The organism is Pseudomonas sp. 300 (assembly GCF_055803035.1).
Genome location: NZ_JAVLRV010000001.1, coordinates 783,731 through 808,647, shown reverse-complemented (window position 1 = coordinate 808,647; position 24,917 = coordinate 783,731). Strand labels below are relative to the sequence as shown.

Genomic DNA, 24,917 nt, shown 5'->3' with positions numbered 1-24,917 from the left:
CCTGCAGAAAACTGTAGATGTAACTGCGCATTCAAAATAACGATAAAAACTCAACCAATAAATCTGCCGTTATCTGGAGCATAAAGAGCATGTTGATCAAAACGACTTTCGCTGTCGCGGGTACTTGCGCGTTGGTTTTCCCATTCACGGCATCTGCAGATTTTATTGCCGACAGCAAGGCTAGCGTTGAACTGCGCAACTTCTACTTCAACCGTGACTTTCGTAACGGACCGCCCACCACCCAACGTGACTCTGCAGCGGAGTGGGCGCAGGGAGCCATGTTGCGATTCGAGTCGGGTTATACCGCAGGTACTCTGGGCCTGGGCGTCGACGCTGTCGGCATGCTCGGTATCAAGCTTGACGGCGGTGATGGTTCCGGCGGCACGGGCCTGCTGCCGGCGGACCTTGGTTCGAAAAACGGCCGAGGCTCACAGGACGAATACTCCAAACTCGAGCTGACGGCCAAGGCGAAGGTATCGGAAACCATTCTGAAGGTCGGCTCACTCGCCTTCCGTACGCCCGTGGTCTCGAGCAATGACACGCGCTTACTGCCGGCGACGTTCGAAGGCGCACTGCTGACGTCGAAGGACATCGACAAGCTCATGTTGCAAGGCGGCAAGCTGGAGCAAATCAAGTTCAACAGCTCTTCAAATTATCAAGACTTCACGGGTAACCGCATTGGCGGCGTCAGCGATGACTTTCGCTTTGCCGGCGGCACCTACAGTTTCAACAAGGCCCTGAGCACCAGCCTGTACTACGGCAATCTGGAAAACGTCTATCGGCAGTACTTTGGTGGCGTGGTCTACGAGATCCCCCTCGCCGAGCAACAGTCGCTGAAGTTCGACCTGCGCTATTCGAAAAGCACCGACGACGGCAACCTCCGCCCCCTCGATAACCGGGCTGCGAACGGCCTGGTGTCCTACACCCTGGGCTCCAGCGTATTCACCGCGGCCTATCAACGCATGAGCGGTGACGACCCCTTCCCCTACATTGCCAATAGCGATCCGTACCTGGTCAACTTCGTCCAGATCAATGACTTCGCCAATACCCAGGAACGCTCCTGGCAGCTGCGCTATGACTACAACTTCGCCGCGCTGGGCCTCCCGGGGCTGACGTTCATGAGTCGTTATGTCCAGGGAGACAACGCGTTGGTCGCTGGCAGCAACACCGGTAAAGAGTGGGAGCGCAACACCGACATTGGTTATGTCATACAGTCAGGTTCGCTGAAAAACGTCGGCCTGAAAGTCAGAAACGCCACCGTCAGGTCAAACTTTGGTAATGACCTGGATGAAACACGCCTGATCCTTAGTTACACCTTGGCATTGTGGTAACGGCAAAACACCCAGACAACTTTCAGCCACAACCTGTGCTGGACGCCTTACAAATTCACCAACCAATAACGCAAGTCAAAGTATCTGGTTCGCCATGAAGTTGGCCGCCGCAGGGGCGCTTCTATCCTGACGCGATGTTTTAACAGGTACAAGGCCAGCCTTGTAAAAGTAGTCTCGAAAATCGGTGAGATTGATGAGATGTGCCTTACAGTCGCTGCAGCGACTGAAGAGCAAACAACAGCCGTCGATCAACTGACAAGGGATGTGCATGAGATCAGCCAGTTGAATCGCCAGACCACTGACAATCTTGGCTCTACCCTCAGAGCCTGTGCAGAATTGGATTCAGAAGCCGGGTGACTCAGAAACGTGGTAGATACGTTCAAGTTGTAGGCGTAGTCCGGCATCAAACGCCCGGTCAACCACATCAGCTTAGCTTGCTGAAGAAGCAAAACAAAACCCGCCAAAAGCGGGTTTTGTTGCATCTGGGAGTTAATAATGAGAAGGCTGCCGGCACTCGATAACGAGTCGACTGACGCACCGCTCGCTCCTACAGATGCCCGGTCAAACGACTTTCAACTCCACTGCCACGTGGCCCCGCGTCATCCGCGAATAAGGGCAGATCTGATGCGCCGCCTCCGCCAGTTCTCTTTTAACGCCCTCCTCCAGACCAGGAATATTGACGTTCAATCTGACCGCCAACTGAAAATCCCCGCCATTGGTTTTGCCCAGATCAACCTCGGCATCCACCGACGTATCCTCCGGTAATTTGACTTTCAATTTACCGGCCGCCACCTGGATCGCGCCGATAAAGCAGGCTGAATAACCGAGTGCAAACAGTTGCTCCGGGTTGGTCCCCGGTTTGCCCGAGCCGGGGGAGCTGAATTTTACGTCGAGCTCGCCATCGCTTGATTTTCCGGTGCCGGTTCGGCCGCCGACGGTGTGGGTTTTTGCGGTGTACAGGACGGTTTCCAATGCAGTGCTCATGACAATAACTCCTGATAGGTGGGGGGGTTGTTGATCAGTCGCCGAGGGTGCCGGTGTGATGCGCCAGGCGTTTTTCAACATCCGCATTCTTCTGCAAGCCAAGCTCCATCAATTGCTTGATCCGTTGCTGCGCCGCCGGGCGTTTCACCGAGCCGATGAACCCGTCCCATTCGGCGGCGATAGCCTCGTTGGGTGGCAAACTCGAGGCATCGACCAGGCGTTTGATCTCGGTGATCGACTGCTTGTCAAACCGGGCAATACGGCGGGCCATGGTGTCGACGAACGCATCGAGTTCGGCATCGGGTAGCGCACGATTGACGTAGCCATAGCGTTCAGCCAGATCGCCATCGATATCGTTACCGGTGAGCAACACTTCCAGTGCGCGCCCACGCCCCATCAGCCGCGGCAATCGAGCCATGGGGCCACCGCCCGGCACCAGCGCAGCGCCGATTTCCCATTGCGACAGGATGGCCTTTTCGCGACTGGCAAAGCGCATGTCGCTGGCCAGTGACAACTCACTGCCGACGCCGGTGGCGCGACCGCGAATAGATACGATCGAGACAACTGGCGCCTTGCTCAATCGCACCAGCATGTCGGGCAGCGGCGGAAGCCCGGTAGGGCCGTTGGGCAGACTTGTCGTATCCGTCAGTGGCGGCACGAAGTCATAGTGGGTAAGGAAGAAATCCGGAACATCGCTGTCGAACACCACCACTTTGACCTTCGGGTCGGTCTCGAGCGCGGTGATGACCTCATTCAATTGCGGCATGGTTTCCGGGCCGTAGATGTTGTACGGCGGATTGTGGAACGTGACGCGCCAGTACTCCGGCGTGACGCGCGTGAGTTTGATCTCCTGTTTGACGGCGGGCGTGGCCGATTTCGAGGGGGTGGCTGGGGCCGTTTCACCGGCGAAGGTCAGGCTGGCCGTCGCCATACCCGCGAACATGAGCGCAACACTGAGCAACTGCAGTTTCATGGGGTATCTCCAGAGTGCTATCGAAAGACACGTGTCGGAGATATCGCCAGGAGTCGATGGGCGGTTGGGGCGAGGGGCGGCTTGATCGATCGAGTGACACTCGCATCAAGAGGTGGCCCGGAACAGATCGTCTGTCGTCGGCAGCTCCGAATGATCAAGGTTAGCAGCGCACCTTGGCCTTTCAAGTGACGTCAGTCGGAAGCCGGCAGGCGAAAAAAAAGGCACTTGGCGATGATTGCCAGTGCCTTTTTTGTGCCTGAATGATTGTCGTCGATATGTTGATTGCTCCCGCGTCGCTTGACGAAATCATTCGCTTCACCTCAGGATCGTGCCTTTCGCCATCAAATCGACATCATTCGCCGTTAACGCCCTCCCAATCGTTCTGGATATGGAAATTCAATGAAAAATCCAAAGTTTTTGCTCTCCCTTTCATGCCTCCTGGCTGCGTCTCTTCTGAGCGGTTGCGCAGCGTCGGTAAAAAGTGGCGGCTCTGAAGCACTGGCGATCCAGGAGTCGGCAAAGCAAAACCTGGTGGTCAATTTCAAAGGGAACAGCAAGGTTAAACAGAATGAAGACTGGCCCCTTTTGCAGCGTGACTGGAATGAGGCTCTGCAAGCAGAAGCCACTCGTGCCGGCTACGGCCTCACTGAGGCTCAGACTTCGAGCTCGAACACCAAGGATGGCGTCGGCATCACCATCAACGTGAGCAACTTCCGCTACCTGACGACCGGGTCACGTGTTGCCGCTGGCATTATGGTGGGTAACGCCTGGGTCAATTCCAGTGCCGATTTTTCTGACTTGAAGTCGGGGAGCCTGATCGGCACTCGAACCTATGACACGTCATCGACGGCATGGGAAGGTGTGATGTCGGCCATGACCAAAAAGCAGGTTCAGGCGATTGCGCAGCAAATCATCAGCGACATCAAGAGCGCGAAGGCCAAGTAATCTGGCTCGCAAAGGTTCTTGCTGCGCAGACTGAACAAAGCCGTAGAGCGTCGAGAAATCGAAGCTTCACGGCTTTTTTTTCGCCAGCTGAAATCCCCACCACCGGATTTGCTTAAACCCGGTTCGGTGTCCACCGATGTGTCTTTCGGTCATTGACGTTTTACCTGACCACCGCGCCGCAGGCTCTATGCTGATGTGTCAGATGCAGCGGCGACACAGCGAACTGCAGCACTCAGGAAGATCAACATGAACATCTGGGTCACTGCCCTTCTGGCGACCATGATTTGCCTGCCGACACACGCCGCCACCGAGGTCGCGACGCGCGTCGAACAGATCGATTTCAAGAGCGACTCTGACACCGTCAAGCGCTCCGACTCGATCAAAGGTCAACTCACCGCTCAGTACCGTCTGAGCGCAAAGGCGGGCCAGATCCTGACCGTCGACCTCGAGCCGTCCAACACCTCGGCCTACTTCAACATCACCGCCAAAGGCGCCGACTTTGCGCTGTTCAACAGCTCGGTCATGGGTAATCACTTCCTCGGACCGCTGCCCGCCGATGGCGAGTACACGGTCCAGGTCTACCTCATGCGCAACGCCGCGCGGCGCAATGAAGTGGCTAATTACCGCCTTTCATTGCACCTCAGCCCCGTGGACAGCACGCACGGCGCTGCGCCATTTGACCAGACGCTCGAACTGCAAGGCATTCACTTTCAGGTGAAAAGCGAGCTGGTGGGTGGACGTCGGGCATTACGTATTTCCCCTCAAGGGCTGGAAATCGACAACTCGGACATTACTCGCCCGCTGACCGGCGACATCGTCCGGGCGGAAGTCGCAGACCTTGATCAGGATGGCTCACCGGAGGTTTACGTGTTCGCCAGATCACCTGGCCCCAGGTTGCCGGGTGAGTTGATTGCCTACGCAGCCAATCGGAAGAAATCACTCAGCGAGATTTATCTGCCGGATGTCAGCGAAAACGCGACAACAGCGGAGGGTTATCAAGGCGAGGATGAGTTTGCCGTGCTGGAGAACGCACTGGTGCGGCGGTTTCCGGTGTATGACAGCAGTGATGCCGGAGCGGGCAGGACGGGGCGAATGCGGCAGATTCAGTACAGGTTGATGCCTGGGGAGGCCGGGTGGGTGTTGAGGGTTGATGGGGTGACGGAGTATTGAACAATCCCTGAGCGAGACCTGTGCCTGGACGATCGCCGTTACCAAGGACGCTGAAGGACGTGTGATTCAAACCGTTGAAAGCGAGACAGCCGTTCAGCCAGCCTCGGATTACCAGGCCCAAGCACACCTTCTGACACAGCAGAAGCAGACGAGCGAGCGCACGCGGCGCAGATGAATTTTTCTTCACCCCATCGCGCCCCGGCAACCGGTACATTGCGCTCGCTCATTCAAGAAACTACGGTTTGCCCGCCCTCCCGCGGGCTTTTTTTTGTCTGTTTTCCGGCAAACCAGCCCATCTGACACAAATCCCTACCCCGACGCCCATAGGGTGTACCATCAAAGCCAGTCCTTCGGATATCAGTTAGCCATGTCCACGCTTAGCGAAGAGAGCCGTCAGATCGTAGCTTCTCTGACGCACTGCGTTGGCCCCAACGCTGACGTTGCAACCGTCGCGCAAGCGATCGAGTCAATATTGCAGGCCATGGATGCGGCCCTCTCGCCCATCATCGGCCAGCATGGGGTAGCCGCGCTTTATCGCCGCAGCCTTCATCTGTGCGTCTCCAACCATCCACACCTGGCCGGCACTTATGACAGTGTGCAGGCCTTCCCGAATCTGAACGCCCTCAAGGCCGTACTCGTTGAGCAAAGCAACGCCGATGCGTTGTTTTTCGGTGAAGTGTTGCTGACAACCTTTTACGAGTTACTGACCACGCTGATCGGGCCCTCGCTCACCGCACGTTTGCTTCGTGGCGTGTGGGAACCTTCTTTGAGCGACACCTCTTCGCAGGAAAATTCGCCATGAGCACCAAAGTAACTATCAACCGCCTGGCCACCGGCGTGCCAGGACTGGACGAGGTGCTGGGCGGAGGTTTGCCGGAGTTTTCGTTCAACCTGATCGCCGGCCCCCCAGGCTGCGGCAAAACCACCCTCGCGCATCAGATGATGTTTGCCCTGGCGACGCCCGAGCGTCCGGCGCTGTTCTTTACCGTGCTCGGCGAGCCGCCGCTGAAGATGCTGCGTTATCAGCAGCAATTCGACTTTTTCGACAGCGAAGCGATCAATCAGTCGATCCGTTACATCAACCTGGCCGACGACACCCTCGCCGGGAATCTGGACGAAGTACTGCGGCGCATCGTCAGCGAGGTGGAGGCGCACTCCCCGGCGCTGGTGTTCGTCGATTCCTTCCGCTCCGTGGTGCTGGCGAGCCAGACTCAGGACAACCCGAACAACAACCTGCCGCAGTTTGTTCAACAACTGGGCATGTTGATGACCACCTGGCAGGCGACCACCTTCCTGATTGGCGAGTATTTCACCGAAACCGACACCAACCCGATTTTCACTGTGGCCGACGGCCTGATCTGGCTGCGCCAGAGCGTTCAGCGCAACTCCATGGTGCGCAAGATGGAAATCATGAAGATGCGTGGCCAGCCGACGCTGCCGGGGCTGCACACGTTCCGCATCGCCACGTCGGGGATCAAAGTCTTCGCGCCAGCGGCACTCAACCCGGTTGAAGCGCCGCTGGAGTTCCCGATCAAACGCCTGAAAATGGGCGTGCCCCAGCTCGACGAGATGCTCGGCGGTGGCCTGCCGCGTGGGTATTCGCTGCTGGTGGCCGGCCCCTCGGGCTCGGGCAAAAGCATACTCGCCGCGACGTTCCTCGCTGAAGGCGCGCGCAATGGCGAAACCGGTGTGATTGCGGTGTTCGAGCAACGGCCCAATCACTCGCAAAACGCCACCCTTGCCGGTCTGATTCAGAGCGGACAGGTCGGCCTGGTGGACAGCCGCGCACCGGACTTGTCCATCGACGAGATCGTGCAGTTGCTGTTGAGTGAAATCGCCCGACTGAAGGCTACCCGCGTGGTGATCGACTCTTTGTCAGGTTTCGAACTGGCGCTGGCCCCGACCTTCCGCGAAGACTTTCGCGAGTCGCTGTCGCGCATGGTCACCGCCCTCACCAGCGTCGGGGTCAGCGTGTTGATGACCTCGGAGCTGGAAGACCGCTACACCGATTTGCGCTTCAGCCCCTATGGAACGGCATTTCTCACCGACGCGATCATCGTTCAGCGCTACATTGAAGTGCAGAGCCGCCTGTTGCGCATCATGGCCGTGGTCAAAGTGCGGGCCAGCGCCCACTCCGATGAACTGCGCGTGTACCGCATCGATGATAAAGGCTTGCAGATCGGCGAAATGCTACCGGACCAGGAAGGCCTGCTCGGCGGCCGACCTACCCGACACCGACTGGGCAACGACCAAGGATGAGTCAAACATCATGAACGAGGCCAATGGCGGGAACGAGCAAGCGATAGCCACTGCGGCACGCGAACTGTTCCTGCTCGGCCAGAAAACCGTCGAAGCGCGCGCGGTGCTGGCGGCGTTGAACAAAGAACTGAGCGACGCCAACACCCAGCTCGTCGATAGCCAACAGGTCGAGCAACTGATCGAGGCCAATCAGCAATTGGTGCTGGCGATTCTGTCGGCGCAATCTGAGGCCGACAGGCCGAAACTCGCGCAGGCAGAACAGCGACTGTACCTGGAGATACGCGAAGCCAACGAGCAACTGGTGATCGCCGCACTGAGCGCCAAACGCCTGCAGGTCGCGGCTGAACGCGCGCTGGAACAGCAACGCAAGGTGCTCACGCTGGTGGCCCACGAATTGCGAAATCCGCTGACGCCCATCAGCATGATTGCCGGTCGACTGGTACGGGTGCCCAGTGAGGAATTGCCACGCATGCAGCAACTGATCGAAGGTCAGGTGCAGCACATGTCTCGGCTGGTGGAAGACTTGCTTGACGTCGCCCGCGCCGACACCGGCAAGTTTCGCCTCGATTGCCGCCTCGTCGATATGGTGCAGATCATCCACGAGGCGATAGAAATCTGTGATCCGGTGATGACCGCTCACCATTTGCAATTCAGCGCAGAACTGCCCGAGTGTGCGTTGGCGGTGAACGGCGACCCTTCGCGCCTCGCGCAGATTCTCGGCAATCTGCTGGGCAATGCCGCCAAATACACGCCGGCGGGTGGCACGGTCACGCTGTCGGTCACCACCGAAGCCGATCGGCTGAAAATAAGCATTGGCGATAACGGCATCGGTATTTCCCCTGAGACACTGCCGTTTATCTTCGAGCCCTTTGTGCAGGATGTTCATGCGGTGGGCTTCTATGGCGCAGGCCTGGGCATTGGCCTGACGGTGGTGCGTGAGCTGGTCGAAGCCCATGGCGGCCAAGTGATCGGCATCAGCGACGGCACCGGCCAGGGCAGTATCTTCATCGTGACCTTGCCGCTGGCGGTCTGAATTTTTCGCAGGGCGTTCACAATTCGTTAAGCATTCGCGCCGTATGCTCGCGGGATCCCTTCTCGGCAGCCAGACACCATGTTGCGTCCCGCCTCTTCGTTGTTTCTGCTAACTGCCCTGCTGTTTTTCTTTGCCCTGGGCAATCACCAACTGCAAGGCTCCACCGAGGCGCGGGTCGCCGGGATTGCCATGCAAATGCACCTGGATAACGACTGGGTGACGCCACGGTTGTTCGGCGAACCGTTTCTGGAGAAACCGCCCCTGAGCCTGTGGCTCGATGCCGGGGCCATCCGCGCATTCGGCAGTACACCGTGGGCCGTGCGGCTGGCGTCGGCGGTGGCCGGATTGTTCAGTGTCATTCTGCTGTTCGCGATGCTGCGCCGGTTCGGGCGGCCCAACGCGATTGCCTGGACAGCGGGCCTACTGCTGGCAACCATGGCCAGCTACTGGAGCAACGTGCGCGGCGTCGGCGAAGACGCGTTGCTCGCCCTCGGCGTGAGCATGGCGCTGCTCGCATTTTTTCAGGGCCATCGCCAGGCGAGCGTCGGCAACGCCTTGCTGTTTGCTGCGGGGATTGCCATCGCGACGTTGAGCAAAGGCGTGTTGGGCCTGGCGATGCCGGGCGTGGTGATCTTCGCGTACTTGTTGGCCGAGAGTGTGCTCGACCGGCAGCTGAAAGTTTCGGACTGGCTACGCCCCGGGCTGCTGACGCTGCTGGGGCTGGTGCCATTGATTATCTGGCTGGCGGTGCTGTATCAGCGCGGCGGCGCGCCGGCACTGGCGCAAGTGCTGCTGACCAACAGTGTCGGGCGGTTCAGCGGTTCGTTTGTCGAAGCAGGGCATTACGAACCGTTCTACTACTACCTCGCCAAACTGCCGCAAGCCTTTTTGCCGTGGAACATTCTGGTGTATCTGGGGCTGTGGCATTTCCGCAAAAGCCTGATGGCCAATCGTTACTTGTTGTTCTTCAGCCTGTGGGTGCTGGCGCAATTCGTCATGCTGACGTTGGCGTCGAGCAAGCGCACGGTTTACCTGATGTCCATGACGCCCGCGGCGGCGGTGATTGCAGCGGAGTATGCGAGTGTTCTGTTCGAACGCGCCAAGGCTTACGAAGGCGCCTCGAATCTGTTGGGTCGTCTGGCTCGCCATCGTCAGGGGCTGGCCATGAGCGCATTGGCCGTGGTGATCGGCAGCTACCTGGCGGCCGCACAATGGGCGCTGCCCCATGCGGATCGCAAACTGTCCTTCCTGCCGCTGACCGAGCAGATTCAGACGATGCAGGCCAACGGGCAGCACGTTGCGCTGTTCCAGGCCAATGAACGCGTGGGCGGTGCGAGCGTGTTCTATACGCAAAGCGTACTGAAGGGACTGGATACCGAAGCGCAGTTGCATGAGTTTCTGAGCACTTCTGCGTCCAACGTGGCGATCCTGGCGGGCGACACTGAACCGGTGGCGCCCTTGAAAGTGCTGAAAGTGATGCGGGTGGGTCGTCAGGATTACTACTTTGTCGGGCAGTGAGGCGGTCTTCATTGCAGGACATGTCCTACCAAAAACAAAGAAAACACCCACAGATTTTTAGGGTTGTTGCTCGGAAGCGGGCTCTTTAGTCTTTGCTTGTCACTGAAAACTCAGTGATCGGGTGTGAGAACCCGGAGGAAGATGTTAATCCAGTGCCATAACCACCATAATTGCCGCCAGCTTATCCGCTGCCTGCAGTTTCGTTATGGCGGCTGTGTGCGGGCGGACTTCGGTCTGGCCGGAGCTTGTCCTCCCCGGTTTCTCACTCCGCACACAGCTGCCACCTCTTCTACCGCGTGAGAAACGGCAAGGGATGGTGCCTAATTAATGAGGACTGTCATTTGGATAAGTTAATCCCCGATCCCCCCACCAACAAACCCTACCGCCCCAGCCCCTTTTTCACGATCCTCCCCGACATCGGCACCGAAAACCTCCTCGCCCATGCCTGCGAGTCACTGGCATCCGCCAGCGTCATGACCAGCGATTTAGCCACCTACCTGAACGGTTCGCAGCGCAACACCGCGCTGGCCATTGCGCAGATCATCATGCTCGCGGAGCTGGCAGTGAACCAGGCACTGGATAACGTTGATCCGCAGGACTAGGCAGGCATACCGCGTCATCGTTCATCGCGAGCAGGCTCGCTCCCACATTGGACCGCGTTCCCTTGTGGGAGCGAGCCTGCTCGCGATGACTGCGCCCCCGTCGACAACAATTTCGCTTGACCCACCGCTATCGCGAGCAAACTTGCTCCTGCATAGCTTCATTGTTGCTCACGGATTGCGCTTACGACCGCAGTCTCCTGTAGGAACGAGCCTGCTCTTGATGACGGCAGGTCAGTCGATAGCGGTTTTTCAAGCCGCGCTCGCCCATAAAACGCCAACGCTGTCAGCAAACACGCCAGCCACACGAAGATCCCCGCCCAGAACGTGTGGGACATGTAGTGCCAGCCTTGCAGCACCCGCGTCGTGCCATAGACAAAACCGAGCAGCAGCGAGCCGTACATCAGCGCTTTCGAATAACGCCAGCGGTAACGGCGCGCGACGAAGTACAGCGCAAGCATGGTGAACCCGCCCGATGCATGCCCGCCCGGCCAGCAGCGGCCATCGCCGGCTTCCCTGAACAGCTGGAAATTGTTGTACCACTCCATGTGGGCAATTTTCCCGCCGTACAGGGTCGTTTCAATCGGGCAATACACGCTGGTGTGCGACTTGAGGAAATGGATCACGCCGGTGCAAATGGCAAACGCAACCACCACAAACAGAAAATCCCGTTGATGGTCATTGGCAAACCGCAGCACAGGTGCAGCTTTGCTGCGCTCAAGGAAGCGCCCGAGACGCGGATGCTTTGTCGTGTTGATCAGCGGCCAGACAAACGACGCTATCGCGCCGATCACGGCGACTTCACCGGTCCAGTTCGGAATGATCCGCGCCCATTTGTGCGTGAGCTTTTCAAAGAAGTGCACTTGATCGAGCGGGAAGGTCTGGGTGACCGGATCGAAAAAAAGATTGCTGAACGCGATATCGATGGTGGTCATGTCGAACAGCAGGAACACCACCGCCGCGCAAAACAGGGGGATACCAAAATTCAAGCCGTAAAAACGCATAGCATTACTCATCGGGTGGTCACCGTGCGCCAGTCGGAAGCTTCAATGAAACCGAGCATTTTCGGTGTTTGTGGTGTGGCGGCGGAGATAAACAAAGAGGCACCGTAACCGAGGGAGGCAGTTGGCAACTTGAGGTCTTTCTCTATCTGCGCCATGCATTCGCTGTGAGTCACCAGAATCAGATTGCGACCCGCCACTTTGTGCGCCAAAGCATCGCGCAGCATCGTGCCCTTGCAACTGATCAACCAGTCTTCATCGGCACCCACCTTGTTGAACATATAGCTGGCGGTCTGCGCGGTGCGAATCATCGGGCTGTTGTAGATGTCCGCCCTCTCCAGCCCCAGCTGTTCAAACTGGGCTCCGACACTCACCGCGACGCTGCGCGAACGATCCGTGATGCCGTCATTGCCGGCCAGGCACGCGGCTCTGGAGTGATCGCAGCGCTCGACATGACGCACCAGCACAATCATCTCGCCTTTCGCCCAGCCGGATAGCAACGCCTGCGCACCGGCCACATTGCCATGGGCCAGGTCCGGCACGGCAGCCGGCCGCAACAGCCAGACGGTCAGCGGTATGACCAGCAGTGCCGAGGCCAGCACCACTGCGGAGTTTCGATAGCGGGCCCAACGGCTCAGATCAATCGAGCGTTTGATCCCGAACAGACTCAGTCTCAATTCCACATCAGGCCGCCTCACCGGCATGCATCACTTACATTCGATGCCGCGAGGGTAGAGAGCCTCGCGTCGGCAGTCGGTGAAACCCATGTGAAAAAAAGCTTAAGCCGCGCAAAAATCTTGTTACAGAACGGCCTGACAAAATCCTTTCAGCTCTCGCGAATGCTGCCGATACAGACCTGCTACACACCCTTGGCTACCAAAAACAACAATCTTCCAGCCAACCGACGACCGAAAGCGCAACGTTCCTGGAGGAATTTGATGAATAGCTGGTTCGGCAACATCAGCGTGAACATGAAACTGGGCCTCGGGTTTGGCCTGGTCCTGGCACTGACCTGCATCCTCGCCCTGACCGGCTGGACCAGCCTGGGCAGCCTGATTGACCGCAGCAACTGGATGAGCGACATCACCCAGCTCAATGCCGGCCTGACCAAGCTGCGTGTGGTTCGCCTGCAATACATGCTGACCAACGGCGATGAAACCACTGCGCAGAACGTCCAGACCACCCTGGATGCGTTTGCCGCTCAGCAACAAGCGCTGCTGGTGAAATTCAAGAGCCCGGAAAACCTCAAGCTGCTCAAAGAGCAAGGTACGCAAATTGACGCGTACAAAACGTCCCTGAACAAAATGCGCAGCGCCTACCGCGCCGGCAACAGCGCGCGCGACGCCATGGGCGCCAACGCGGAAACCGCGTACTCGCTGATCAACGCCATCAGTACCCGCGTACAACAAATGCCGTTGAGCGATCAGCGCTTCGAACAATTCCAGGCCATCACCGCCGCCAAGGAAGCGTTCATGCTGGCCCGCTACGAAGTGCGCGGCTACACCGCGACCACCAACGCCGAGACCGAGCAGAAAGCCGTCGGCCAACTCGACGCAGCCATCGCCAGCCTGAAACAACTCAATGCGCAATTCGCCGACACTCAGCTGGACGAGTTGCGTCAGTTGGAAACCGCTTTGGGCAACTACCGCAGCGCCTTGCAGGCCTATAAAGTCGCGAGCAGCGATGCCGTGCAGGCGCGCAAGGAAATGACCGATCAGGGCGCCGCTATCGTGACCCTCAGCGAGCAGCTGTATCAGATCCAGCTCGACCGCCGCGACGCCGAAAGCGACCAGGCGCGTACCCTGCAACTGATCAGCACCTTGCTGGCGTTGTTGGTCGGGATCATTGCCGCCGTCATCATCACCCGTCAGATCACTGGCCCGCTGCGCGACACGCTGGCAGTGGTCGAGCGCATCGCCAGCGGCGACCTGTCCCAGGACGTCAAAGTCACTCGCCGCGATGAACTCGGCGTGTTGCAGCAAGGCATCGCACGCATGGGCGTGACCCTGCGTGACTTGATCAGCGGTATCCGCGACGGCGTCACTCAGATCGCCAGCGCCGCCGAAGAATTGTCCGCCGTGACCGGGCAGACCAGCGCCGGCGTTAACAGCCAGAAGATCGAGACCGATCAAGTGGCCACCGCCATGCACGAGATGACCGCCACGGTGCAGGAAGTCGCGCGCAACGCCGAAGAAGCTTCGCAAGCCGCAGCCGCCGCCGACGGCGAAGCCCGCGAAGGCGACAAAGTGGTCAACGAAGCCATCGCCCAGATCGAACGTCTGGCCAGCGAAGTGGTGCGTTCCACCGAAGCCATGAGCGTGCTGCAACAGGAAAGCGACAAAATCGGCAGCGTCATGGACGTGATCAAGGCTGTGGCCGAACAGACCAACCTGCTGGCACTCAACGCCGCGATCGAAGCCGCGCGTGCCGGTGAAGCCGGTCGTGGTTTTGCCGTGGTAGCCGACGAAGTCCGCGGCCTGGCCCAGCGCACGCAGAAATCTACCGAAGAAATCGAAGGCCTGGTGGCCGGTTTGCAGAACGGCACGCAACAAGTGTCCGCCGTGATGAACAACAGCCGCGTCCTCACCGACAGTAGCGTCGCCCTGACCCGCAAGGCGGGTGTGTCACTGGAAAACATCACCCGCACGGTGTCCAACATCCAGTCGATGAACCAGCAGATCGCTGCCGCCGCCGAACAGCAAAGCGCCGTGGCCGAAGAGATAAGCCGCAGCATCATCAACGTGCGCGACGTGTCCGAACAGACCGCCGCTGCCAGCGACGAAACCGCTAAATCCAGTGTTGAACTGGCGCGGTTGGGCAATCAGTTGCAGATGATGGTGAGCCATTTCAGGGTTTGACGTTCGGTCAGCGTTGAATCACTGACCCCATCGCGGGCAAGCCCGCTCCCACAGGTTTTGTGTCGATGCCACATTCTGCGGCACACATGAAACTCTGTGGGAGCGGGCTTGCCCGCGATGGCTTTCGAACAAGCAACAGATAATTCGGATCCGCCTGGCCTGGTATTCACCGCTCTACCTGGCGCCAAGGCAGATCTAACTCGACCCCGCCGCCTTACACACTGATCGCATTGGTAAACACCAATCGATTGCCGAACGGGTCGGCAATGGTCATGTCCTGGCTGCCCCACGGCATGGCCTGAATCTGCGGGTGCGAGAACTTGTATTCCTTGGCCAGCAATTGCTGCTGAAACGCCTCCAGCTCATCCGTCTCTATGCGCAATGCCGAGCCCGGCGTGGCATCGCCGTGGTGTTCGGACAGGTGCAGCACGCATTCGCCACGGGAGACTTGCAGGTACAGCGGAAAATTCGGCTCGAAACGATGCTGCCAGTCGATCTTGAAACCGAGGAAATCGACGTAGAACTCCACGGCCTTCTGTTCGTCGAAAATCCGCAGGATCGGGGTGGTTTTGCCGAAGCTCATGAAGTTGCTCCCAGACTGGAAAGGCCCAGAGTGTAGCCGGGCTAGTGTCATCGCTTCGGCTTGGCGATGGCTTTCTTTAGTTGCGATGTGCCATCACTGTGACGCAGCACTCGGAATCATTACTGAAACCCGCCACGCAAGTCCCCTTCCCGCGCCAGAAACCGCCCTTCCCTTCTGCCGTTCGCCTGCCCATCGCTGTAACTCAACACACCGTTGACCCACACCCCATCGATGCCTTCAGCCGCCCGTTGCGGATCATTGAAATCCGCCACGTCACGAATGGTCGCAGGATCGAACAACACCAGGTCCGCCCAGTGCCCTTCACGGATTTCGCCACGCTGCTTCAAGCCGAATCGCGCTGCGGACAAACCGGTCATTTTGTGTACCGCGGTGTGCAACGGAAACAGCCCGACATCGCGACTGAAATGGCCGAGCACCCGTGGGAAAGCGCCCCACAAGCGTGGATGCGGGAACGGGTCTTCCGGCAAGCCGTCAGAGCCGACCATGGACAGCGGATGCGCGAGGATTCTTCTCACGTCCGCCTCGTCCATTCCGTAGTACACCGCGCCCGCCGGTTGCAGGCGGCGAGCGGCTTCGAGCAACGGCACGCCCCATTCGGCGGCGATGTCCATCAGGTCGCGGCCACCGAGTTCCGGATGTGGCGTAGACCAGGTAATGGTGATGCGATGGGCGTCGGTGACTTGCTTGAGGTCCAGGGTCGAAGAGCTCGCGGCGTAGGGATAGCAATCGCAGCCCACCGGGTGGGTTTTCGCGGCCTTTTCAAGCGACGCCAGCAGTTGCGGACTGCGACCCCAGTTACCGGCGCCGGCACATTTGAGGTGGGAAATGATCACGGGGGATTGTGCGTGGCGGCCGATCTGGAACGCCTCGTCCATGGCCTCCAGCACGGGCTCGAATTCACTGCGCAAATGGGTGGTGTACACCGCACCGAAGGCGGTCAGTTCTTCGGTCAATTGCATCACTTCATCGGTGGACGCCGAGTAAGCGCTGGCGTATGCCAGGCCGGTGGACAAACCCAACGCGCCGGCCTCAAGGCTTTCGCGCAGTTGCTCACGCATCGCGCTGATTTCATCCGCCGTAGCAGTGCGAAACAAATCATCAAGATGATTGCTGCGCAACGCGGTGTGGCCGACCAGAGCGGCGACGTTCAGCGTGGTGTTCGCCGCTTCGACCGCCGCCCGGTAATCGCGGAAGGTCGGATAAACGAAGGCCGCCGAGGTGCCGAGCAGGTTCATCGGGTCTGGCGGATCGCCCTTCAAACTCACCGGCGAAGCGCTGATCCCGCAATTGCCGACGATCACCGTGGTCACGCCCTGGCTGAGCTTGGGCAACATCTGCGGCTGACGGATCACCACCGTGTCGTCGTGGGTGTGCACGTCGATGAAACCCGGTGCCAGCACTCGGCCGGCAGCGTCGATTTCTTCGTTGGCGGTGGCGTCTCGAAGGTCGCCGATGCACTCGATGCGACCGTGCAGAATCGCCACGTCGGCGGGGTAACCGGGGGCGTTGCTGCCATCGATGATCAGGGCGTTGCGGATCAGCGTGTCGTACAGCATGTCAGTCTCCCAGCGGCAAGTGATCGTCGCCGCCGCGGTAATCGTCGAGGGCGAGTTTGATCCGCCGCAGACGTTCTTGATTGTCTTCAGGATTGGCCAGCGCCAGCTCGGTAGCGAGCACGTCGATGGCCAGCAACATGCCGTAGCGTGCCGCCGTAGGTTTGTAGATGAACGAGGTTTCGACGCCTTGCAGCGGCAGCAGCACATCGGCCAATTGCGCCAACGGCGAGTCGGCCCGGGTGATGGCGACAATCCGTGCGCCGTAGTTGCGCGCCAGTTCGACGGCTTCGAGCAATTCGGGAGTGATGCCGGTCAGCGAACAGACGATAACTGCGTTTTCGGCGCCTAGACTGGCCGCGGTGATCCGCATCATCACCGGGTCGTGGCACGCCGAAATCGGGTAGCCGAAGCGCACCAGCCGCACTTGCAGTTCATCGCTGCACAAGGTCGAGCAACCGCCCATGCCGAAGGCGTGAATCATCCGCGCCTTGCCCAACAGCTTCACCGCGTCGGCGAAGCGCGACTCGTCGAACGCCGACAGGTGCTGACGCAACGTCGACTCGATATCACCGACAATCTGCCCGTAGAACGCCGACTGATCGGGCGTGCCCGCCGGGTCGAGAAAACGACTGCCAACGCCGCTGGCCTGGGCCAGTTGCAGGCGCAGGTCGCGCAAGTCGCGGCAACCCACCGTGCGGGCGAAACGCGACAGCGTGGCGGTGCTGACTTCCGCTCTCAGCGCCAATTCATCAAGGCTGGCGGCAGAGGCAAATCCTACGTCGTCGAGCATCAGCCGTGCGATGCGTCCTTCGCCGGCGCTGAAGGAATCCTGACGGGCGCGGATCTGGTAGAGGATGTCCATGGCAGGCGGCTCCGGTTAAATCAGGTAAGAAAGACCCACGGTCAACGCGAAGGCGACCAGCGAAATAATGGTCTCCAGCACGGTCCAGGTCTTGAACGTCTGGGCGACGGTCATGTTGAAGTATTCCTTGATCAACCAGAAGCCGCCGTCGTTGACGTGGGAAAAGATAACCGACCCCGCGCCGGTCGCCAGCACCAGCAACTCCGGATGCGGATAACCCAGACCAATGGCCACCGGCGCGACGATGCCCGAGGCGGTGGTCATGGCCACGGTGGCGGAACCGGTGGCGATGCGCATCAACGCGGCGAACAGCCAGCCCATGATCAGCGGCGACAAGTGAAACTCATGGGCCAGGCTGACGATCTGGTCGGTGACCCCGGCGTCCACCAGAATCCGGTTCAAGCCGCCGCCGGCGCCCACCAGCAAGGTGATGCTGGCGGTCGGCGCCAGGCATTCGTTGGTGAATTTGAGGATCGATTCGCGGTTGAAGCCCTGGGCGATGCCGAGGGTCCAGAAGCTGAGCAAGGTCGCCAGCAGCAAGGCGATCACCGAGTTGCCGATGAACAGCAAAAACTGGTTGAAGCCGCTGCCCGGCGTGGAAATCAGGTTGGCCCAGCCGCCGATCAGCATCAGCACCACCGGCAACAGAATGGTCGCCATGGTGATGCCGAAACCCGGCAGGCTGTCGCGCGGTTCACGGTCGAGGAACTGGCGTTCCAGCGGGTTTTCCGCCGGCAGTTGAATGCGCGGCACGATGAACTTGGCGTACAACGGACCGGCGATGATCGCGGTCGGAATGCCGATCAGAATCGCGTACATCAAGGTCTGCCCGACCGACGCCCCATACACCTGCACCGCGAGCATCGCCGCCGGGTGCGGCGGCACCAGGGCATGCACCACCGAGAGCCCGGCGACCATCGGCAAACCGACCATCAGGATCGACACGCCAACGCGGCGCGCCACGGTAAAGGCGATCGGCACCAGCAACACGAAACCGACTTCGAAGAACAGCGGCAGCCCGACCAGAAACGCGATGCAGACCATCGCCCAGTGCGCGTTCTTCTCGCCGAAACGGTCGATCAAGGTGCGCGCCACCTGCTCGGCGCCGCCGGACTCGGCCATCATCTTGCCGAGCATCGTCCCCAGCGCCACCACCAGCGCAATGTGCCCCAAAGTTTTGCCCACGCCGGCCTCGTAGGCGCCGACCACCCCGGATGGCGGCATGCCGGCCAGCAGCGCCAGGCCGATGGAGACCAGGGTAATCACGATGAAGGGATTGAGTCGGTAACGGGCGATCAGAACGATCAGGGCAATGATGGCGATGGCGGCATACACCAGCAGCCAATAGCCGAAGGACAGGGTCATGCGGTACTCCTCGAAAGGGTCACGTCGAATGGGTTGTGAAACTCTTAAAACATTTCGAGAGGTGATTTTCAAACGAGGTGAAAGTAATTTTCGTAGAGGGGTAAGGGTTGTCGCTGAGAGGTATGCGAGGTCGGTCAATATGAAAATCGGGCAGGCTGACTTTCATCGCGCCTGCCCGGTGTTATTCAGTCGTGACTCACCCGCGCACGCTTGAGCAACTTCTTGCAACGCTCGGACAAGTGCAGCACACGCAGGTGCTTGCCAGCCTTGGCGTAGCGTTCGCGCAGGGTCTTGAGCGCGGCGATGGCCGAGTAGTCGACGAAGCTCAGGTGACGGCAATCAATCGTCACCAAGGGCGGGTCATTCGCGGGATCGAACTGGTTGAGAAACGGTGTTGTCGAGGCGAAGAACAGCGTGCCATGCAGCAGGTAAAGCTTGCTGCCGTCGGCTTCGAGGTGACTGTCGGCATACAACTCGCGGGCCTGCTGCCAGGCGAAGTTCAGCGCGGCAATGATGATCCCGCAGAGCACGGCGGTGGCCAGATCGGTGAACACCGTGATGACCGTGACGGCGACGATCACCAGCACGTCGTTCAGCGGCACCTTGTTGACCACCCGCAACGAGGCCCAGGCAAACGTCTGCTGCGACACCACAAACATCACGCCAACCAATGCGGCCAGCGGAATACGCTCGATCAGCGGCGACAAAAACAAAATGAACAGCAGAATCAGCACGCCGGCCACCACGCCAGACAGCCGACCACGACCACCGGAGCTGAGGTTGATCACGGTCTGGCCGATCATCGCGCAACCGCCCATGCCGCCAAACACGCCAGAAACCATGTTGGCCGCGCCCAGCGCCACGCATTCGCGATCCGGGAAGCCGCGGCTTTCGGTGATTTCATCGGTGAGGTTCAGGGTCAGCAGGGTTTCCAGCAGACCGACCAGCGCCATCAGGATCGCGTAAGGCGCGATGATGCGCAGGGTGTCCAGCGTCCAGGGAATGTCCGGCAAGGCAAACGTCGGCAAGCCACCGGCGATGTGCGCCATGTCACCCAGCGTTCGGGTCGGCAGACCGAGCAGATAAACAGCAAGTCCTACGCCCAGAATCGCCACCAATGCCGGAGGTACGGCACGTGTCAGGCGCGGCAGCAGATAGACAATCGCCATCGTCATCGCCACCAACCCGCTCATCACATACAGCGGTGAGCCGCTGAGCCAGTTGTCACCGCTCTTGAAGTGTTCCAGTTGCGCCAGCGCGATGATGATTGCCAAGCCATTGACGAAGCCAAGCATCACCGGGTGCGGCACCATGCGCACCAGTTTGCCGAGCTTCAGCAACCCGAACGCCAGCATGATCAACCCGCCCAGCAACACCGTCGCGAGTAAATATTGCACACCGTGCTGCACCACCAGCGCGACGATCACCACGGCCATCGAACCGGCCGCACCCGACACCATGCCCGGCCGGCCGCCGAACAGCGCGGTCAGGGTGCAAATGATGAACGCGCCATAAAGCCCCATCAACGGATTGAGGTGGGCCACCAGCGCGAAGGCGATGCATTCGGGCAATAAGGCAAACGAGGTGGTGAGCCCGGCCAGGACATCAGCGCGCAGACGTTTTGCTTTCATGGGAACAGGACACAGCAGGGGAAGAAGGGGCGGATGTTACGGAATTGAGGGAAGCCCGGCCAGTTGCAGGGCCGTCGGAAACGCCATCGCGAGCAAGCCCGCTCCCACATTCGACCGCATTCCATCTGGAGGAATACGGTCGAATGTGGGAGCGAGCTTGCTCGCGATGGCAGCGACGCGGTCTAGAGCGAACTCAAACCATCTCGTCCCGAATCCACTCAACCACCGACGTCCGCTTCGGCGCCCAGCCCAACAGTTCCCGCGCATGCTTGCCGCGCACCCGACTGTTGGAACCCAAACCATAGTTGGCCATTTCATAACCCCACTCGGCTTCGGCCTCTTTCAGCGGCCAGTCCTGCGGCCCACCCAGCTTCAACGCTTCGGCAATCGCCGTGGTCATGTCGATGAACGACGCCTCACCGCTTTCAACGAAGTAGAAGGTGCCCGGTACGTTTTTGCTCAGCGCCAGCAGGTACAGGGAAACAACGTCTTCGATGTGCACGTTGGACCAGATGTTCTGGCCGGTGCCGACATGGCGCACCACGCCACTTTTGCGTGCCTGCTTCAGCAGGCGCGGCAACTGCACGCTGTCGCGCTTGACGCCCAGGCTGTGGCCGTAGATCAGCGTGTTGCAGATGACCGCCGAGTTCACCCCGTCGTTCGCCGCCGCGAGGATCAGGTTGTCGATGGCCACGCGAGCAGCCTTGTCGACCGTCGGTTCCGGCAGCGTGTCTTCGTGATAGATGACGTCGCTGAACTTGCCGCCCGACGCATCGCCGACGATGCTCGAACCGCTGGTGTGCAGGAACACTTTGTTGGAACCGCGCAAGGCATTGAGCAACGCTTCCACCGCACCGCGATGATCGCTGCTGGCGGCGTTGATCACCGCGTCCGCAGCACGGGCCTGTTCGGCCAGTAGTGCGCTGTCGTCAAGAGTGCCGATGACCGGGGTGATGCCCAACGCGCTCAGTTCATTGGCTTGCTCGCTGCTGCGCACCAGGCCGTTGACCTTGTGGCCTGCGCGAATCAGGCCGGTGGCGATGGAGCCGCCGATGAAACCTGCAGCGCCGGTAACGAATACGTTCATGGAGAAACTCCCTGCGTGAATAAGTGATGCAACGAGTATCAAGCAGTCATCACCGCTGAAAAATCCCCGTTGACCCAATTCACTCTTGCGCAGGGATCACGAATCAACCCTCGAAATCCGCATTCGCATACACCGCCAATTTGCTCTGGATAAAGTCCAGGAAGCACTGAATCCGCAGGGCCAATTGCGAGTTGCGGTAATAGACCGCGTTGATCGGCTGGCGATAACCGCTGTTGAAATCCGCCAGCAGCACCTTCAGGCGCCCGGCCCGGATGTCGTCGATGGTCATGAAATGCGACAGGCTGGCAATGCCCTGACCTTCAAGCGCCAGCTGCCTGATCGTCTCGCCGCTGGACGCGCTGATCGACGCCTGAATCGGCCAGCGGTCGCCATGCACATAGCGCAGCGGCCATTGGTTGAGGCCTTCGTTATTCGTGAAACCCAGCAGCGCGTGCCCCGTCAGCTCCTCGACCACCAGTGGTGTGCCATGTTGCTCAAGGTAGGCCGGGCTGGCGACGATGTGCAGCGGACTGCAACCCAGTGAACGGGCGTGCAGGGTCGAGTCGGCCAGGGCGCCGATGCGGATGGCGATGTCGGTGCTTTGTTCGAGCAGGTCGATGATCAGGTCGTTGCTGTTGAGTTCGAGCTGGATGTCCGGGTAGAGCCGGCGGAACTCATCGATGTGGGGCACGATGGCGTGCAGCATGAACGGTGACGCTGCGTTGATCCGCAGACGCCCGGACGGGGTTTGCTGACGTGAACTGAGGCGCTCTTCAAGCTCCGCCATTTGATCGAGAATCAGTTTGGCGTGCTCGAAGAAATACTTGCCCTCCTCCGTCAAATCCATGCGCCGTGTAGTGCGGTTGATCAGCGTGGTATCGAGCTTGGCCTCCAGCCGCGACAACGTGCGGCTGACCGCCGAAGGCGTCTGGCCGACTTGTTCGGCCGCAGCGGAAATCGACCCGCACTCAATCACGCAGACGAAAATCTGCAACTCATCGGATCTGGCTTTCACGAATGCCCCTTATCGATAATTCATTGCCGCGCTTAAATCGCTTTTCGTAGGAGCCCGGCTTGCCGGCGATGGCGTATTCAAGATCGCCATCGCCGGCAAGCCGGGCTCCAGGTTCTTGCGCGAAGTATCGATAGTAGCCGAGCCTCAAGCCTTGAGGCCAAACACCTCGGTCAAATGCTGCTCATAACGCGCCACATCGGCTTCGATGTTCGGGCGCTTCATCACGTCAACGGCCAGGAACGTCGGCAAGCCGGTCATGCCGAGGAACTCGTTGGCCTTGTGGAACGGGAAGTACACCGCGTCCACGCCCTTGCCTTCGAAGAAGTCGGTCGGGTCGTCGAAGGCTTGCTGCGGCGCGTTCCAGGTCAACGACAACAGGTATTGCTTGCCGTGCACCAGACCACCGCTGCCGTACTTTTGCGAGGCATCGGAACGGGTGCGGCCGTCGCTGGCGTAGAGGCTGCCGTGGCCTTCGGTGAAGACTTCGTCGATGTACTTCTTCACGGTCCATGGCGCGCCCATCCACCAGCCCGGCATCTGGTAAATGATCACATCGGCCCAGAGGAATTTGGCGACCTCTTCGGCGACGTCGTACCCCTCGTCGATGAAGGTGGTTTTCACATCAACGCCGCCGCGATCCAGCACGCTCAACGCGGCTTCGTGCAGGGTGGTGTTGTAGCGGCCATCGGAGTGAGCAAACTGTTTGCCGCCATTGAGCAACAAGACTTTTTTCATGAGAAATCTCGGAAGGGTCAGAAAGTGGATGGCGGCAGGTTAGCGATCAGCCTCGCGCGGAATAAGCCCTGAACTCGCAAAATTCATTTGACCCATAAGCACGAATCGACAGGTGATTGTTGCCATACACTTGCGCCGATTCTGAACTTGAGGAGATTTTTTGATGAGTGAAATACAAGGCTTCATCCTGCACGCGAAGACTCGCCCGGAAAAATCCGACGCCTTCGAAGCGTTCTTCCGTGGCTATGTGGAAGCGAGTCGTGCCGAGCCCGGCTGCATCGAGTACCACATGCTGCGCGACAAACAGGACCCGACGCTGTTTATCTTCTTCGAGATCTGGCAATCCCAGGCGCACCTCGACGTGCACTCGAACCTGCCGCACATGAAGCAGTTCCTCGAACAACGCGAGGAATACCTGGAAGGTGATTTCGATATCCGCGCCGTCGAGATGCTTAGCCCGTCGTCCGCTACCCGCTGATCAGCAGGTGGCCGCCGAGCACACCGAGGCCGATGAAGAACACGCGTTTGAACAGTACGGCGCTGATCCGCTGACGCAGCCATTGCCCAAGCAACATGCCCAGCACTGCCGGGATCAGCGCCAGCAATGACGCGCTCAACTCACCACCGCCCAGCGCCCCGCGCCACAACAGGCCGGCGGCGAGTGCGAGGGTCGACACGGTGAACGACAGGCCCAGCGCCTGCACCAGTTCATCCCTATTCAAACCCAGTGCTTGCAGATACGGCACCGCAGGAATCACGAAGACGCCGGTGGCCGAAGTGATGACGCCGGTGAGCACGCCGCACAGTGGACCGAGCCAGCGCTCGGTCTGACTGCCGACACGCAAGGTCGGCAGAAACAGTCCGCTCAACGCGTAGAGCAGCAACGCCGCGCCCAACCCTCGCACCACCCAATGACCGCCGGCCATGCCGATCCACACCGTACCGGCACCGGTGCCGATGAGGATCGCCAGCAGCATCGGCCACAGCCGTCTGACCAGCCCGCGCAAATGCCCGCCGAAGGCCAGTTGCCAGATGTTGGTCAGGGTCGCGGGAATAATCAGCAACGCCGCAGCCTGCGACGGTGCCATAGCCAGACCGAGCAGGCCCATGGCGATGGTTGGCAGGCCGAGGCCGATGACGCCTTTGATCATGCCGGCCAGGAGGAAGGTGACGATGACCAGCAATGAAAGGGTCAACCCGAGGTTTTGGTAAAACGCAGAGAGTGTATTCATGGGGCTATGGTGGGCCCGGACGGGTCGGTTGGAAATCTGCCATATACTGAGCGTGCCTCTTGTTTTGGTAGAGGCTTAAGAATGTATTGATGCAACTGACGCCATCGCGGGCAAGCCCGCTCCCACCAGTATTGTGCGGGTCGCAAAATGGGCGAAACG

At 59.6% G+C, this 24,917-nt stretch carries 23 protein-coding genes and 1 pseudogene; 11 read left to right on the top strand and 13 right to left on the bottom strand.

The genetic code is table 11. From position 1 onward, the window contains the following. Window positions 1-89: 89 nt before the first annotated feature. Window positions 90-1,331 (top strand): OprD family porin, encoded by a 1,242-nt coding sequence (locus tag Q7W83_RS03660; RefSeq protein WP_473655685.1) that lies wholly within the window; start codon window positions 90-92, stop codon window positions 1,329-1,331. 561 nt (window positions 1,332-1,892) lie between these two features. On the opposite strand, the gene Q7W83_RS03655 is transcribed toward Q7W83_RS03660, so the two are convergent. Next, window positions 1,893-2,315: an organic hydroperoxide resistance protein gene (locus Q7W83_RS03655; protein ID WP_150634204.1), complete on the bottom strand. Its 423-nt coding sequence runs from the start codon at window positions 2,313-2,315 to the stop codon at window positions 1,893-1,895. 34 nt (window positions 2,316-2,349) lie between these two features. Further along, entirely contained in the window at window positions 2,350-3,288 is a 939-nt protein-coding gene (locus tag Q7W83_RS03650; protein ID WP_191623757.1) for an enoyl-CoA hydratase/isomerase family protein, read from the bottom strand. Between the two features lie 399 nt (window positions 3,289-3,687). Between Q7W83_RS03650 and Q7W83_RS03645 the strand changes: the two genes are divergently transcribed. From Q7W83_RS03645 to Q7W83_RS03615, 7 genes are all read left to right on the top strand, one after another. Further along, complete coding sequence (locus Q7W83_RS03645; protein ID WP_473655684.1) at window positions 3,688-4,233, top strand: hypothetical protein; 546 nt, start codon at window positions 3,688-3,690, stop codon at window positions 4,231-4,233. Window positions 4,234-4,479: 246 nt separating this feature from the next. Further along, window positions 4,480-5,403: a hypothetical protein gene (locus tag Q7W83_RS03640; protein ID WP_150639756.1), complete on the top strand. Its 924-nt coding sequence runs from the start codon at window positions 4,480-4,482 to the stop codon at window positions 5,401-5,403. Between the two features lie 367 nt (window positions 5,404-5,770). Next, window positions 5,771-6,205, top strand: a complete 435-nt coding sequence (locus Q7W83_RS03635; protein ID WP_224787851.1) for a hypothetical protein — start codon at window positions 5,771-5,773, stop codon at window positions 6,203-6,205. Beyond that, window positions 6,202-7,662, top strand: coding sequence for an ATPase domain-containing protein (locus Q7W83_RS03630; protein WP_150639757.1), 1,461 nt, complete (start codon window positions 6,202-6,204; stop codon window positions 7,660-7,662). Before Q7W83_RS03635 ends, Q7W83_RS03630 begins: the two co-directional genes overlap by 4 nt. 10 nt (window positions 7,663-7,672) lie before the next feature. Beyond that, window positions 7,673-8,695 carry a sensor histidine kinase gene (locus tag Q7W83_RS03625; protein ID WP_150654384.1) on the top strand — a complete coding sequence of 341 codons (1,023 nt, stop codon included), beginning with the start codon at window positions 7,673-7,675 and terminating at the stop codon, window positions 8,693-8,695. 78 nt (window positions 8,696-8,773) lie between these two features. Further along, entirely contained in the window at window positions 8,774-10,213 is a 1,440-nt protein-coding gene (locus Q7W83_RS03620; protein WP_473655683.1) for an ArnT family glycosyltransferase, read from the top strand. Window positions 10,214-10,554: 341 nt separating this feature from the next. Beyond that, entirely contained in the window at window positions 10,555-10,815 is a 261-nt protein-coding gene (locus Q7W83_RS03615; RefSeq protein ID WP_150634224.1) for a DUF6124 family protein, read from the top strand. Between the two features lie 158 nt (window positions 10,816-10,973). Here Q7W83_RS03615 and Q7W83_RS03610 read toward each other — a convergent pair whose 3' ends face one another. Further along, the gene (locus Q7W83_RS03610; RefSeq protein ID WP_473655682.1) at window positions 10,974-11,828 is read right to left on the bottom strand and encodes a phosphatase PAP2 family protein; all 855 of its coding nucleotides are present in this window, start codon (window positions 11,826-11,828) and stop codon (window positions 10,974-10,976) included. Next, entirely contained in the window at window positions 11,825-12,496 is a 672-nt protein-coding gene (pmrG, locus tag Q7W83_RS03605) for a lipopolysaccharide core heptose(II)-phosphate phosphatase PmrG (protein WP_150634458.1), read from the bottom strand. Before pmrG ends, Q7W83_RS03610 begins: the two co-directional genes overlap by 4 nt. Window positions 12,497-12,652: 156 nt before the next feature. On the opposite strand from pmrG, the pseudogene Q7W83_RS03600 reads away from it, so the two are divergent. Next, window positions 12,653-13,765, top strand: a pseudogene (locus Q7W83_RS03600) (methyl-accepting chemotaxis protein); the annotation flags it as partial. A gap of 42 nt (window positions 13,766-13,807) precedes the next feature. After that, window positions 13,808-14,671, top strand: a complete 864-nt coding sequence (locus tag Q7W83_RS03595) for a methyl-accepting chemotaxis protein (protein WP_412071082.1) — start codon at window positions 13,808-13,810, stop codon at window positions 14,669-14,671. A 214-nt stretch (window positions 14,672-14,885) separates the two neighbouring features. Here Q7W83_RS03595 and Q7W83_RS03590 read toward each other — a convergent pair whose 3' ends face one another. The 8 genes from Q7W83_RS03590 to mdaB all read right to left on the bottom strand — a co-directional run bounded on the left by Q7W83_RS03590 (window position 14,886) and on the right by mdaB (window position 23,526). Continuing rightward, complete coding sequence (locus tag Q7W83_RS03590; protein WP_150634456.1) at window positions 14,886-15,254, bottom strand: glyoxalase superfamily protein; 369 nt, start codon at window positions 15,252-15,254, stop codon at window positions 14,886-14,888. Window positions 15,255-15,373: 119 nt separating this feature from the next. Then, the gene (locus Q7W83_RS03585) at window positions 15,374-16,831 is read right to left on the bottom strand and encodes an N-acyl-D-amino-acid deacylase family protein (RefSeq protein ID WP_150639761.1); all 1,458 of its coding nucleotides are present in this window, start codon (window positions 16,829-16,831) and stop codon (window positions 15,374-15,376) included. Between the two features lies 1 nt (window position 16,832). Beyond that, window positions 16,833-17,693: a MurR/RpiR family transcriptional regulator gene (locus tag Q7W83_RS03580; protein WP_150639762.1), complete on the bottom strand. Its 861-nt coding sequence runs from the start codon at window positions 17,691-17,693 to the stop codon at window positions 16,833-16,835. 15 nt (window positions 17,694-17,708) lie between these two features. Then, window positions 17,709-19,058 (bottom strand): GntT/GntP/DsdX family permease, encoded by a 1,350-nt coding sequence (locus tag Q7W83_RS03575; protein ID WP_150639763.1) that lies wholly within the window; start codon window positions 19,056-19,058, stop codon window positions 17,709-17,711. Between the two features lie 185 nt (window positions 19,059-19,243). Continuing rightward, on the bottom strand, window positions 19,244-20,689 hold the full coding sequence (locus Q7W83_RS03570) for a SulP family inorganic anion transporter (protein WP_150634452.1): 1,446 nt from the start codon (window positions 20,687-20,689) through the stop codon (window positions 19,244-19,246). Between the two features lie 193 nt (window positions 20,690-20,882). Next, on the bottom strand, window positions 20,883-21,776 hold the full coding sequence (locus tag Q7W83_RS03565; RefSeq protein ID WP_473655681.1) for an NAD-dependent epimerase/dehydratase family protein: 894 nt from the start codon (window positions 21,774-21,776) through the stop codon (window positions 20,883-20,885). Window positions 21,777-21,879: 103 nt separating this feature from the next. Continuing rightward, the gene (locus Q7W83_RS03560; protein ID WP_150639765.1) at window positions 21,880-22,791 is read right to left on the bottom strand and encodes a LysR family transcriptional regulator; all 912 of its coding nucleotides are present in this window, start codon (window positions 22,789-22,791) and stop codon (window positions 21,880-21,882) included. A 144-nt stretch (window positions 22,792-22,935) separates the two neighbouring features. After that, a complete protein-coding gene (gene mdaB / locus Q7W83_RS03555) occupies window positions 22,936-23,526 on the bottom strand; it encodes an NADPH:quinone oxidoreductase MdaB (protein WP_150639766.1) in 591 nt (196 codons plus the stop codon). A gap of 163 nt (window positions 23,527-23,689) precedes the next feature. Here mdaB and Q7W83_RS03550 point away from each other — a divergent pair, with 163 nt between their 5' ends. Then, window positions 23,690-24,004, top strand: coding sequence for a putative quinol monooxygenase (locus Q7W83_RS03550; RefSeq protein ID WP_150634448.1), 315 nt, complete (start codon window positions 23,690-23,692; stop codon window positions 24,002-24,004). Here the strand turns inward: Q7W83_RS03550 and Q7W83_RS03545 are convergent. Beyond that, window positions 23,994-24,758, bottom strand: coding sequence for a sulfite exporter TauE/SafE family protein (locus Q7W83_RS03545; protein ID WP_150654379.1), 765 nt, complete (start codon window positions 24,756-24,758; stop codon window positions 23,994-23,996). The genes Q7W83_RS03550 and Q7W83_RS03545 overlap by 11 nt on opposite strands. Window positions 24,759-24,917: the final 159 nt, after the last annotated feature.